This window comes from Paenibacillus sp. MMS20-IR301 (assembly GCF_032302195.1).
Lineage (GTDB): Bacteria > Bacillota > Bacilli > Paenibacillales > Paenibacillaceae > Paenibacillus_AQ.
The window spans coordinates 1782323-1795509 of sequence record NZ_CP135275.1; the positions used below are offsets into that span (position 1 = coordinate 1782323).

Annotated in this window: 9 protein-coding genes; 2 read left to right on the plus strand and 7 right to left on the minus strand. The window is 44.6% G+C overall.

All coding sequences use genetic code 11. From position 1 onward, the window contains the following. Positions 1–48 precede the first annotated feature (48 nt). Positions 49–3231: an ATP-binding protein gene (locus tag LOS79_RS07935; RefSeq protein ID WP_315417847.1), complete on the plus strand. Its 3183-nt coding sequence runs from the start codon at positions 49–51 to the stop codon at positions 3229–3231. A gap of 14 nt (positions 3232–3245) precedes the next feature. Then, positions 3246–6353, plus strand: a complete 3108-nt coding sequence (locus LOS79_RS07940) for an ATP-binding protein (protein ID WP_315417849.1) — start codon at positions 3246–3248, stop codon at positions 6351–6353. Between the two features lie 211 nt (positions 6354–6564). On the opposite strand, the gene LOS79_RS07945 is transcribed toward LOS79_RS07940, so the two are convergent. The 7 genes from LOS79_RS07945 to LOS79_RS07975 all read right to left on the minus strand — a co-directional run bounded on the left by LOS79_RS07945 (position 6565) and on the right by LOS79_RS07975 (position 13058). Continuing rightward, positions 6565–8061: a serine hydrolase domain-containing protein gene (locus LOS79_RS07945; RefSeq protein ID WP_315417853.1), complete on the minus strand. Its 1497-nt coding sequence runs from the start codon at positions 8059–8061 to the stop codon at positions 6565–6567. A 136-nt stretch (positions 8062–8197) separates the two neighbouring features. Then, complete coding sequence (locus tag LOS79_RS07950; RefSeq protein ID WP_315417856.1) at positions 8198–8884, minus strand: hypothetical protein; 687 nt, start codon at positions 8882–8884, stop codon at positions 8198–8200. Further along, positions 8881–9732 carry an ATP-binding cassette domain-containing protein gene (locus LOS79_RS07955; protein WP_315417860.1) on the minus strand — a complete coding sequence of 284 codons (852 nt, stop codon included), beginning with the start codon at positions 9730–9732 and terminating at the stop codon, positions 8881–8883. The genes LOS79_RS07950 and LOS79_RS07955 overlap by 4 nt, the downstream gene beginning before the upstream one ends. After that, complete coding sequence (locus LOS79_RS07960) at positions 9725–10081, minus strand: GntR family transcriptional regulator (RefSeq protein WP_315417863.1); 357 nt, start codon at positions 10079–10081, stop codon at positions 9725–9727. The genes LOS79_RS07955 and LOS79_RS07960 overlap by 8 nt, the downstream gene beginning before the upstream one ends. 383 nt (positions 10082–10464) lie before the next feature. Next, positions 10465–11163 carry an ABC transporter permease subunit gene (locus LOS79_RS07965; protein WP_315417866.1) on the minus strand — a complete coding sequence of 233 codons (699 nt, stop codon included), beginning with the start codon at positions 11161–11163 and terminating at the stop codon, positions 10465–10467. Further along, positions 11163–12011 (minus strand): ABC transporter ATP-binding protein, encoded by an 849-nt coding sequence (locus LOS79_RS07970; protein WP_315417868.1) that lies wholly within the window; start codon positions 12009–12011, stop codon positions 11163–11165. Before LOS79_RS07970 ends, LOS79_RS07965 begins: the two co-directional genes overlap by 1 nt. 102 nt (positions 12012–12113) lie before the next feature. Next, on the minus strand, positions 12114–13058 hold the full coding sequence (locus LOS79_RS07975) for a LytTR family transcriptional regulator DNA-binding domain-containing protein (protein ID WP_315417871.1): 945 nt from the start codon (positions 13056–13058) through the stop codon (positions 12114–12116). Positions 13059–13187 lie beyond the last annotated feature (129 nt).

A 13187-nucleotide genomic window follows, 5' to 3' on the forward strand; every position in this document is an offset into this window, starting at 1 on the left:
CAGCAGTTTAAGTTACTGTAAACTTGGCATATGAACAATATCTGAACAATGTCGGCAACCCAATTAATTACAACAAAGAATTCTATTCTTTATTGTGGAAATGAGCGCTTCATGCAAAACGATAATTCAATCTTCCCGTACAAATATAAAGTTGCTGCATTGCTCGCATTGTTTATCCTATTGCTGCTAGGCTGCCGCTTAATCTGGTCCATGGTTAACAGCACACCGGATCACCCTCAGGTGTCCGAGGGGATTCTTGATATGCGCGGCTGGGATGTGGAGCAATCCCATTCCATCCCTTTACAAGGCGAATGGGAATTCTATCCGGATCAGCTGCTTGGACATAACGGATTCCCGGGTCGGAATGCTGGCTACATCCAGGTTCCGGGTGACTGGAGTAACAACCTGGAGGTATCAAAGCGCAGACCAGCCTTCGGATATGGAACCTACAGGCTGCGTATTCTTGTGGACCCGAAGGCTGAAGCTGCTTACGGATTCTGGATTCAGCGGATTCAATCCGCTTCAGAAGTCGAGATTAATGGTGAAATCACGGCGGTCTACGGCAGGGTTGCAACGGAAGCGTCTTTTTATCAACCTGTAACGAGGTCATATACGCCTAACTATACGGGGGGCCAGTCTGACGATGAGCTTGAGCTTGTTATCCGGGTAGCCAATTTCAGCCATCCGCCACAAGGCGGAATTGTGATGAATATCCGTTTTGGCTCACAGGAGGCCATTGCGAGGGAACGTTCGTTATCCATTGGGTTACAGCTGGTTACTTTTATGATTCTGTTGCTTCACATGCTGTATGCCGGCATTCTATATTACTTCAACCGGAAGGAAAAAGCGCTTCTTACATTTCTGTTGCTTTTGGCGGTAGCCGCCCTTTCCATCATGTCTAATCATGATTCTCTATTGCTGCAATGGCTGCCGCTTAATGATATTTGGATGTTAAAGGTCAAAATGCTGGCCTATTTATATATTCCCTTCTTAATGCTCATACTGGTCTGCCAGCTGACTGATTTGCAGGACCCGCTGAAACCACTTATGATTTTCTCCTCTGTACTTGGAATGGTTACACTTTTTATATTAGGGTCTCCTCTGTTGCACATTTATAATTACATAGCCAGCGTCCTGCTCGTGCTGCTTTATGGGATATCTTATATATGGCTATTTATTATTACTGGAAATCTGGTACTCCGCAGGTATAAATATTCATTATTTTTGCTGTTTACAGCTACTGCTATTTGTTCAAGCTTAGTCTGGGGATCGATTCAGATAACCAGCAGGGATTCTGGTATCTATTATCCGTTTGATCTGATTGCCGCTCTTATAGGCTTCTCGACCTTCTGGTTTAAGAAATACTTTGAGAACACCAAAGATAATGCCGAATTGTACCGCAGGCTTAGTGAATCCAGCAAACGGAAAGATGAATTTTTGGCCAATACCGCACATGAACTGCGGACACCCTTGCATGGGATTATCAATCTGGCTCAATCTGTGCTGAGCAGTGACAGGCAGGGTGAGCACCAAATGCCGGTTAGAAACAATATGGGGCAGTTAATCTCAATCAGCCGCCGCATGTCCTATATTGTGAATAGTCTCTTAGACCTCTCACGTCTGCGGGACCATAGGCTCGCTATACAACCAGGGCCTGTGTCGATCCATTCAACTGCAGCCGGAGTAACTGATATGATGCAAAATCTGATACAAGATAAACCGGTTACGTTATCCGTAGATATTCCACCGGATCTTCCCTTAGCCTTCGCAGATGAGAAGCGGGTCATCCAAATATTGATTAATCTCTTAAATACTGCAGTCACATTCACAGAAAGCGGAGCAATTTCCATAACGGCCAAAGCTCTAGAGAAACACCTGCTTATCCAGATCAAATATAAGGGTTATGGTATAGCTGCTGCTGAACTGGACACGATTACCGGGGTCTATGAAATTGCCGGAGAAGAGAATTCAGGAATTGGGCTTGGGTTGATTATTAGCAGGCAACTGGTTGAATTACATGGCGGTTCATTTCAAATGAGTTCCACTTCGGGGGAAGGGAGCCTATTCAGCTTCACGCTTCCAGTAGCGGATACTTCAGCGGAGATCTCCCAGAATATGAACCTGATCAGCGGCGGGAATCAAGGAAGCAGCATGAATGCCATGGTTCAACATGCTTCCGGTGATAAGGGCTTTGAAGATCAGCTTGCTCAATTGCCAGAGCATAAACTTAATATTCTAGCCGTGGATGATCATCAAGTTAATTTGAAGGTTCTTGCCAGCATCCTGCCTGCAAGTCAATTCAGTATAACGATGGCTGGCAGCGGCCTTGAAGTATTGAACCTGCTGACGAACTCAGCACTGGAGTGGGATCTGCTGATAGCTGATGTGATGATGCCCCAGATGTCGGGATACGAATTAACGCGCAGGATACGCAAGCGTTACTCACACTCTGAGTTGCCCATCCTGCTCTTGACTGCCCGTAATCAGATAGAAGATATTCATGCCGGATTCTCAGCCGGCGCCAATGATTATGTATCCAAGCCTGCTAATGCAATAGAACTGCAGTACCGGGTGTGGTCTCTGGCAACCCTCAAACGTTCAGTACATGAACGTCTGAGGATGGAGGCTGCCTATTTACAGGCACAGATCCGCCCGCAATTTATTATCAGCACACTTAATGCTATTATGGCCCTAAGTATCACTGATATTGAGCAGATGCGTGACCTCAGCGAAGCATTTACTACGTACTTACGGATAAGCTTTGACACTGTTAACTCTGACCAGTGGATCATGCTCCGGGATGAGCTTGATTTAGTGCGTGCTTATCTTCATGTGGAGAATGCACTGTTGAGTGAACCCATTACTATTATATGGGAGATCGGGGCTGATTTAAGCCTTCCTGTTCCTCCACTCCTCCTTCAGCCTTTTGTTGAAAATGCTGTGAATCACGGCCTTCGGGATCATAAGTCCGGACAGAAATTGTATATACGCGTTGTGGATCAAAGCAGCTCGACCTTATTCCAAATACGCGATAATGGAGTTGGCATGGAGGACAGCCAGATCCATGAGCTGCTGAACCTCGGCCGGCATGCAGAAGGTGCGGCAGGTATACCGAGCACGAACCGGCGGCTGCTTCAGCGTTATGGCCGTGGACTTACGATAACAAGTATTCCTGGAGAAGGCACTTCGGTTTCTTTTGAAATTCCGCAGCGACAAAAAATACGGCCATAGAAGGTATTTAAACTATGAATAAAGAATCTGTAAAATACTATTTGAGATATGTTGTACTAATCCTATTCTTTTTAATGCTATTCCTTAGCTTACAATGGGTATGGCAAATGAGGTTCATTACACCGGAGCAACCCAGAGCCGAGCAGGGTGTAATTGATTTTCGGGGATGGGATTTCAATCACTCCCATTCCCTCCTTCTGGACGGAGAATGGGCCTTCTATCCGAGTGAGTGGTTGACCCTGGACGATATTCCGGGCGGTGCTGACACCAGCAGCCATACCATTCAGGTTCCCGGAAGCTGGAAAGAGGAAGTAGGATCTTCATTAGGATATGGCACATACCTACTGCGCATTCTGATTGATCAGCCGGTGGACCAGCCATATGTCTTCTGGATTCATCAGATTCAAGCTGCTTCAGAGATCGAAGTTAACGGGAAAGTCCTATACACTATGGGAGATCCTGATGTTATTGAAGAACAATACAGACCGGAATCGGTTCCTTTTACGGTAAGCTATGATGCGTTGAACGGGAATGAGCTTATTGTAATCATCCGGGCAGCCAATTTCGATCACGGAACAAAGGCCGGTATCTCCTACTCTATCCGCTTCGGGACTGAAGCTGCCGTTGATGCAGAACATAAGTATTCAATGGCATTTCAATTCGGAATTATCCTTATATTTATGCTGCATGTGATCTATTCCGGTATACTGTTCATTATGTCCCGGGAGCGTGACTTATTGATTTTTATGTTTCTGCTCATTTGTACCGTCCTGTCCGTTGCTTCCGATAATGATGCATTACTATTAAGTCTGCTGCCCCTCAATTATACGTGGGGCATCAAAATCAAATTGTTAGCTTACTTATGGATGGTCTTCTTTAATCTGCTAATAACCTATAGTTTTAGCGGCTCCAAGGCTGAAGGGAAACTATTTAAAGCCTATCGGATGATACTCTCCATTTATAGTCTTTATCTGTTGGCATTTCCTATTAAAGTGGTGCTGCTCTATGCAGATTGGATCTTCGGAGCCTTATATGTTGTTCCGGCCCTTTGGATGTTAATTATATATGTAAAAATGGTTTGCCTGCGAAAAAAAGATACAGGGTATCTATTGTTTTCCGCATGCGCCATGATCTCTGGAGTGCTATGGGGGTTTGCTGTGAATAGCGGAGAGAAAACGCTCCCGTTCTATCCGGTCGATATTCTTGCTGCCATCATAGGGTTTACGGCTTATTGGCTGAAGCAGTTTTTTCGTAAATCCCAGGAGAATCAGAAATTAACTCAAAAGTTGCTGGAAGATCATCGGGATAAAGATCAGTTCCTGGTTCAGACTTCGCATATTTTGAAAAATCCGCTGGAGCATATTCTTCGGATCGCTCATTCACAATTTGCTGTGATTGATTATTCTACCGGCACAACTTCCAAAGATCATATCGGTTTGTTAATCCAGATTGGCAATCGTATGTCCCTTCTGCTTGATGATCTGCTCGACGCCCCTTTACTTGATGAGCAAGGAATACAGATGGATCTCAAAGATTTGGATATACGGAATGCCATTATGGATGTGATCAACATGCTCCAGTATCTAATAGAGGGCAAACCTGTAGAGATACAAGTTAATTGTCCTGCGACATTACCGTATGTTCATGCAGATGAGAAAAAATTGTCTCAAATCCTATACAACTTGCTGCATAACGCAATTAAGTATACAGAACAAGGTGAAATTATAATTGAGGCCGTTCCTGTAGGTGATCAGGTTAAGATTAGCATTAGGGATACAGGAATAGGAATGGATGAGGAAACGGCTGCCCGAATATTTAAGCCTTACGAACAGGGCAGCCAAATGATGGAGGGTGGTATTGGTCTGGGCCTAAGCATCAGCAAATGGTTAGCAGAGCTTCATCACAGTCAATTAACGGTGTATTCTAAGCCTAATGAAGGATCCACCTTTAGTTTTTCGTTAACCGCATCAGCCAATGGCATCATGCATCCTGAAGAATCTGAGATGATCATACATCCGGTTCATGGGTTAAACAGCCCTTTCCGCAGGAGCAGTCAGCATATTATTCTCACTGAAGATCATTCCGGGGCAGACACCGCAGGGCTTCCTAATGAAATGAACAGACCCCATATTCTGATTGTGATGGATGATCCGGTTCAATTGAAGGTTCTGAATAGTATTCTCTCCGAAGATAATTATAGCCTGACTACAGTCTCCAGTACGCATGAAGTACTTGATCTGTTACGTTCTCAGTCCTGGGATTTGCTAATAGCAGATGTAAAATTGCCCCAGATGCCGGAAAATGAGCTTTTGGGACTGGTCAGGCAGCATTACAATGCTACGGAACTGCCTATTCTCCTGTTAATTTCCAGTTTAGCTTCAGAAGAAGTGTATAGGCAGTTTATAAGTAATGCTAATGACTATGTAACGAAGCCCATTGAGAGAGTGGAATTTAAATATAGAGTACAAGCCTTAATTTCGTTAAAACAATCGGTTGACCGAAGTATACGTATGGAAACAGCCTATTTGCAGGCTCAAATCAAGCCGCATTTCCTGTTTAACACCATGAACTCCATAATGGCCCTTAGTGAATTTGACCTGGGACAGATGCGCAAGGTTACGAATGCATTTACCGATTACTTAAAGTACAGTGTTGACTTCATGAATTCCAGTCAGCTGGTTAGTCTGGAGAATGAAATCTCTTTGGTAAAAGCCTATCTATTTATTGAAAAAATACGTTTTGAGGACAGGTTATCTGTAATTTGGGATATTCAGCCGGATATTCAGTTCAAGCTTCCTCCGCTATCCATCCAGCCGCTGGTGGAGAATGCAGTGAGACATGGTTTACTTAGCCGGACCAGAGGCGGAGAACTGATTATACGTATATATGAGACGGAAACTGCTGCATGCGTACAGATTATAGACAATGGAAAAGGAATTGCTGAAGCTGAAATTGAAGCCATCTTAAGCCCGGACCGGAATAACTCTGGCGGAATCGGTCTAAGAAATACTAACCGCCGTTTGATCCAGCGGTATGGTCACGGGCTTCGCCTTCAAAGTAAACTAGGGACAGGTACGACGGTCTCATTCTTAATTCCATTTAACAAAGAAGCCGATGCTTAAGCTGCATTGGCTTCTTTGTTAAGATCGCCTGTCCCAATCAGCCGTTTCGCAGATTTTGGGGCAGGCCTGAAAAAATTTAAAGATCAGGTACTCAACTTGTCCTCGCAGGAAGGAATTCCGAGTGGTCTTGCTTACAGGTTGTGGTCGGTAATTCTTCCTCTTTAGCCGTTCTACTAAGTTCCTGATGTTTGATTACAGATTCTCCTCATACCTACCCCTGTGTTTTGTGAGAGATTGCCAATAATGTGTTATGAGCAAAGAAAAGAATGGCTGTTACGGACAAAAGTATAAAGGCTAGTGGTACAGCAAGCGACATGAAACCTAAAAAGAATTTGCCCCAGAAGTACCCAAAGAAAGATGGGAATATTGCTGAGAATACTATAGCAAAAGTAGAAACAATAGAAGTTATCCCGATTATTATAAATCCCTTTACGGTAGGTAAGCCGAATTTATGAGAATTGGAAACTATTCTAGATACTCTTCTGATTATCAAAAATGTTAAAAGACAAATTGCAATAAACAAGACAATACTCGCGGCTGACGTGATCGTGTCCAAAACTGCAAAGATGGAATCGCCAGGCATGGTCGGTTTGCCGCCATGAAGCAATACATTAATTCCTTTTGCAACGTCTGGGGCAAAAATGGATGAAGAGTTTGCAAGAACACTAATCGTAACCCCTTCGTCCGGAAGTATAATAACACGGGAGTTAAAACCAGGCACTTCGCCATCATGATGTATCATAGAACCATCTTCAGTTATCATCCATCCGGCGGCGTAATAAGACCCGTCAACCGCTTCAACGCTTGTATCCGGCGTTAATGCACGTTTTACAAGGGCAGTCCAAAAATCTGAAATATAAGTTTTGCCTGAGAAAATATTAAGCCATCTGGATATGCCCTCGGAAGAGGCTAATATAAAGCCTGTTGATTTGCTACCATCGACCAAGGCAGCTGGCATGACTAAAGAGCGTGTTCCGAAAAACGCAGGTTTATGGCCTACAGCTAAATTGCCCGCAGCGTTTTCTTGAAAAAGCAGCGTATTTTCGTGTAAGCCTAATGGCTCAAGAATTTCTTCAGTCATAAACGTTGCAAAGCTTTTACCCGTAACAGTCTCTATTAGGTAGGCTAGTACATTGTAATTCGGAGAACCGTATTCGTATTGGCTCGATGGCTCAAAAGCCAGGTCAGCACCAACTAGCGCACGAACATTTTGTTCAAGAATATCCTCAGAGTTTTCCATTACACTTAGTTTCAAATGCTTTTTGTTTGTGAGACCGCTTGTGTGATATAAAAAGTTGGCAATTGTAACTTGAGAACCGCTATATTCCTGTCCGTTTAGGCGGAAGTTAAGCCATGGTATATACTTTGTTATAGGTTCATTAATGTCTATTTCGCCACGTTCGTCCAGGAACATTATTGCAAATCCTGTGTAGGATTTACTAACTGAGCCTAGAAAAAAAAATGTATTGGGGTCTACACTGGTCTTTTTACTTTTATCAGTGTAACCGTACGAGTAGAATTCCGTACCACTTTTGGTTGTAACAGATGCCGAAATTCCTGGCGTATGGCTTGCTTTTGCACTATCCTCAGTGTAACTTTGAATCGTAGACTGACCATTCGCCGATGCATTAAGGCTAGGAGTTAGGCATGCTGCCACCGCAATTAGTGTTAGTGTAATTGCTGCCATAAAGCGTTTAATTGTTTTCATTTTTATTTCTCCTTATAAATATTTTTTTTACAATAGTTGTTTTAGCTCCCTCATTCACATTTGAGGCGCACCTAACCAGGCCCCTACCATATGTAAGGCGCCAAGAGAGGATATTAAACTGAATTTACGAGTTATGCTATATTTGCTTACTCTTGATCGGAATTAAGCTGGCGGAGTAAACAGCCGCTCCCAGTATCAGGCAGAGTAGGATTTGTACGATGGAATCATTGTGGAAGATAATCAAATTGAAAAACCATATCAATGCTACACGTAATGAAGCAAACGGAGTAAAGATGCTGATGATCGCTATGATAAGGACATCGACTACCCAGCCATACCAGCGGCCCTGTATCAAGGTCAGTGTGTGCAAAACACAACAGGACAGCGTTAGGAAGGCGAACATCTGGATAAATGCTAATACTGGCCCATGCGCCCAAAAACCAAACACATCCATTAGAATGATTATGTCCATTCCACTGTTAAGCAGTAAAGGATACAGGGTGGGATACAATACGGTACTTACCAAGGTCACAATCGCAATGACGGACAGATAGGCCATGATGCAGGACTTGAAAAAATCCATACGCTGGCCGCCTAAATTCATCAGTTTGGTAAAATGCTGTGACGGAATTAAAATGGCCATAAGCAGCGGGAGTAGGTACAGATAATCCCCCATTGCAATCGTATTATCGCTCCCCGGACCCAATATGGCTGTGGTTATGATGTCACCTGAAATCGACAGAAGAAGCACCACGCCGACGATATAATATGAAATCTTCGTTTGTTTCAGGCCGATTTTAGCCATGTTCAAAGCTGTTTTCATACGGGTTGCCCCCTTTCATCACCCACTAAGGCGATAAAAAAATCCTGCAAACTCAAAGCGGCCACGGAATAGCGGTCTCCATCGTCAATGCGCTTATCGTACACATGACGCGAAAGAAAGCCTCCCGCCGTTATTTCTCCAATCACGTTGAGACCCTCGGTTGCTGATTTAACCTGCTCGGCAGGGCCGGTAACGCTGTAGGCTTTCTCGTCAATTTCTGACATGGCGCAATGAACCACCAACCGCCCGTGATCGATTATAAGCAACCGCTCGGCGACCTTCTCAATTTCATCAATGATATGCGTGGACACAATGATAATTTTGGACTTTCCCGCGCAGTTTTCTTCCAATAGCTCATAAAATGTTTTACGCATTACAGGGTCAATACCAAGCATCGGTTCATCCAATAGTAATATTTCTTTGTTGGAAGCCAAAGCAATCAGCGTGTTCGTCAGAGCCTTCATGCCAAAAGAAAGCTGTTTGTATCGCTTCTCCAAATCCAACCGCAATCGCTTCGCCAGTTTCAGCGCGAAGTCGGTGTCAAAGCTATTGTTGATTTCAGCGGCAATATGAAATAATTCTTTCAGCTTAACATTAAATTGTGAGGCTGCGCTTCCCGCAAAATATACATTCTGCGGCATGGCCATCATACTTACCTGATTGTTATTTACCGCAACCGAGCCGGAAGTGGCTTCGATATGCCCAGCAAGCATTTTAAGCATCGTCGTCTTCCCCGCGCCATTTCGCCCCAGCAGGCAATAAATACCGGGCTGCTCAATAGTCATCGAAAAATCATTGAAGGCAACAGTTCTGCTGTAGTCTTTGGTGACATTCCTAAACTCAATCATGCAAATTCTCCTTTAAAATCTGTAATAGCTCCGTATCGGAAATACCGATTTTTTTCGCTCCGTTGATAAACTCTTGTACAACCTTTTCATAAAATTCCTTTTTTCGCTCGTTTAAAATCATCTCTCTCGCCTCTTTGGTCACAGCCATACCAACACCACGCTTTTTGTAGATGACACCACGGTCGGTCAGTACACCGATGGCCCGTTGTGCCGTAGTGGGGTTCACCGACAGTAGCTTTGATATTTGCGGCGTTGAGATAATCAGATCATCCACGCCGTAGGTGCCGGAGAGAATATCGTCCTCTATCATTTCAATGATCTGAACAAATACAGGCTTCTCACCTTTCAATGCTATTTTCCTCCCTGCATTATTGGTTAAATGGTTAATGATCTAAGTCATTAACTAATTTATAACCCATTCTCTGTCTTTTGTCGAGAGGAATTTATCTTTCCATGCCAAAGTAATTGTAAATAATTCACTAACAAAAAAGTGGAAGGGGCAGGGGTTACGGTTTTAGAGATCTGTTGTCGGGCGGATCGTTAAGAAGGATTCGCGCACAAAGCTAATCCATATCGAGCAGAAGGGCGGAGATACTGAAAGGGTGCCTTCATGGATATCATGAAGGTGAATGTAGCTTTTTGATGACAAATGGATACGAATGGTAATATACAAAAGAGCCGTATGGGAAAGCATCCCTGCGGCTCTTCATTTAGTTTATACATAAATTCATTTCAGTCATCCATTCTCGTCTTCCGGAAACAAAGATACGTAAAGATGGCTGCGCCAAGTACCCATATCCCTATAATGCCCATCGGCATCCACGAGCTGGTATCGTGAGCCTGGACAGCCTGCATCACAGGAAACTTATCGAGGATTCTGAGCCCGATGCTGTTGTCGGCAAGCAGACCCAGCGTACCGATCATCGGTGTGAAGCCGAACAGGAATGTGAACGGCATCAGATAAGCAGTGGTTCCGGCAACCGATTTGGCGGACAGCGCAAACCCTATGCCAAGCAGCAGGAAGAACAAGAGCAGTAAGACTAGTCCAAGCACAGCCTTCAGGTCCAGAAAGGGGCCTATGCCGACAATCAGCAGTGACACTATTAATGTAAATAAGGTTGCGAGGACGGTGACCAGACTTTTTCCGATAATAATATCCAGCAACGAAGCAGGGGACTGAATTAATCCGCGCAGGGTCTTCTTCTCATTCTCCTCTGCCATCATGCTCATGATCGTGCCTGTTGTTACTACGGCAAAGGTCCCTCCGACAATGATATAGACCATCGCTAGGGTAAGCTCGGCGCCATTACGGACACGTCCAAGTACTAACGCAATAATAATAGGAGTAAACATCGTAATTAACATCGTTAAGTTCTTCATAAGGTCTTTGATGTCTTTTTCAAAAATTGCATTGATACGCCGGATACTCATTAGTCCAGCTCCTTTCCGGTCACTTTTAAAAAAATCTGCCCGAGGGTTGGATCATCGGTGTGCATGTTCTTTACTTGACCGCTGGCGACCAGCTCTCTGATCTGCTCCGCGTGTTCCGGCTTATTGGCAATGACCAGCCTGTCTCCGGTACGGGTCTCCACATGAAAAGCATGCGTCGAGTATTTATAGCGCAGGGCAGCCGGACTGTCCAGCTCCTGAAGCTCGCCGTTATGCAGGAAGGCCACACGGTCACATAAAGCCGTTGCTTCCTCCATATTATGTGTGGTCAAAAAAACTGTAGTTCCTGCTTCGTTCAGCCTCTGTAGGCCTCTGTGAATATGTGTCATATTTCCGGGGTCCAGCGCCGAGGTCGGTTCATCCAGAAAGACCAGCTGAGGGTTATGAATCAGTGCTTTAGCCAGCAGTACGCGCTGCTTCATGCCTTTTGACAACTTAGAGACAGTCTTGGCCCCCTCATCCTGCAGGTTCACTACGCCCAGAATCTCTCTAATACGGTTTAGCGGTACATCATACAATTTGCAGAATAGCTTCAGGTTATCGTAGACACTCAGCCGTTCGTACAGTGCACTGTTATCTGATAGAATTCCGATTCTGGATTTGAAATCTGCCGTGTCAAATTGTGCTGGTTCAAAGCCAAGCACTTTCAATTTACCGGCCGTCGGCGCAAGCTCACCGGTTAAAATTTTGATGGTTGTTGTTTTGCCTGAGCCGCTGGGTCCAAGCAGCCCGAAGATTTCACCTCTTTTCACATCAAAACTTAGCTGCCTGAGGGCCGTATTACTACCGAATACTCTCTGCATCCCTTGCACTTCAATTGAATTCTGCATGTGTCTTCCTCCTTCGTTCAACTTACTTCAAGCATATCGAACGCAGCAGGAAGTGTCTGCCGCCTGGGGATGTAATGTACCGTGCAAAGGGTTGAACTGTACCTATTCCAGGCTGAATTTATCCAGAACTTCCTGCAGTCTGGTCCGGGAGAGCGGAATGGTGGACTGCACTTTGTTGTCAATCCGCAGGGAATATGTATTTTTTGACCAGGTAATAATTTCACGGACCTTCTGCAGATTTACAATATAAGAGCGGTGGCAGCGGTAAAATCCATATACCTCCAGTTTCTTTTCGACTTCCGCCAGAGTAGAATCCATCGCGTACTTCTCATTGTTGATGACAATCACGGCCTTCCCATCCTGGCCTTCGATGTAGTCAATCTCCGGGGGATCGAACAGAATGATTTTATCGTCCACTTTAGCGGGTATTTTGAACAGCTTTACCGTCTTCGGTGTCAGGATTTCTGCTTCAGGCACTGCTCCCTCTTCGATAATTTCAATCTGCTGTATACCGTTTGGCTGGAGCTTGTAAGCATTATCCCCGAGAATCAGCGCATGCTCCATGCTCGATACCAGAATGAGTACAGCGCTGTGCTGATGCTTCATGATGTTCAGCATATTGATGAAGCTATTAATCGTTCGTACATCAACCCCCTGGATAGGCTCGCAGAACACCATATTCTGAACCCCGCTCATATAATACTTGGCATAACAGACCCGGCGGATTTCAGATTCTGAGCACTTATGCAGCGGGCGCTTAACACAGTATTGCAGCTCGAATTGCACAAGAATTTCAGACAACGGGATTGTGCAGCCGAACCATTTATGAAAAAAAGCGATATTATTCTCTACCGTCAGGCGCATGTATAAGCCGTCCTCACTATCTAGCACCGGGATCCCCGTCTTGCTGCGCAGAGCCTTTACCAGTTCAGCCTGCAGATCGGTATCGCTATAAACAGCGGTTACCAGCAAGTCATTCAGGGTAAGCGAAAACGCGGGAAGTGCCTCACTGCCTAACATTTCCGAATCAATACTAAAACCTGCCATTCTTTATTCCCCTTCCTGACAGCTTAAGTTGCTTCTTCTATTTCTACGCAACATTGAGACTTATGGACTCAAGTTTACAAAGTAAAGACACCTCTAAATCTTGACGTTGGCAAGATTTAGAGGTGTCAG

What these genes read in the sequence shown, in the direction of transcription:
- LOS79_RS07935 (WP_315417847.1), top strand. Translation starts at nt 49, where the DNA reads ATGTCGGCAACCCAATTAATTACAACAAAGAATTCTATTCTTTATTGT.
- LOS79_RS07945 (WP_315417853.1), bottom strand. Translation starts at nt 8,061, where the DNA reads ATGAAAACAATTAAACGCTTTATGGCAGCAATTACACTAACACTAATT.
- LOS79_RS07955 (WP_315417860.1), bottom strand. Translation starts at nt 9,732, where the DNA reads ATGATTGAGTTTAGGAATGTCACCAAAGACTACAGCAGAACTGTTGCC.
- LOS79_RS07965 (WP_315417866.1), bottom strand. Translation starts at nt 11,163, where the DNA reads ATGAGTATCCGGCGTATCAATGCAATTTTTGAAAAAGACATCAAAGAC.
- LOS79_RS07950 (WP_315417856.1), bottom strand. Translation starts at nt 8,884, where the DNA reads ATGAAAACAGCTTTGAACATGGCTAAAATCGGCCTGAAACAAACGAAG.
- LOS79_RS07975 (WP_315417871.1), bottom strand. Translation starts at nt 13,058, where the DNA reads ATGGCAGGTTTTAGTATTGATTCGGAAATGTTAGGCAGTGAGGCACTT.
- LOS79_RS07970 (WP_315417868.1), bottom strand. Translation starts at nt 12,011, where the DNA reads ATGCAGAATTCAATTGAAGTGCAAGGGATGCAGAGAGTATTCGGTAGT.
- LOS79_RS07940 (WP_315417849.1), top strand. Translation starts at nt 3,246, where the DNA reads ATGAATAAAGAATCTGTAAAATACTATTTGAGATATGTTGTACTAATC.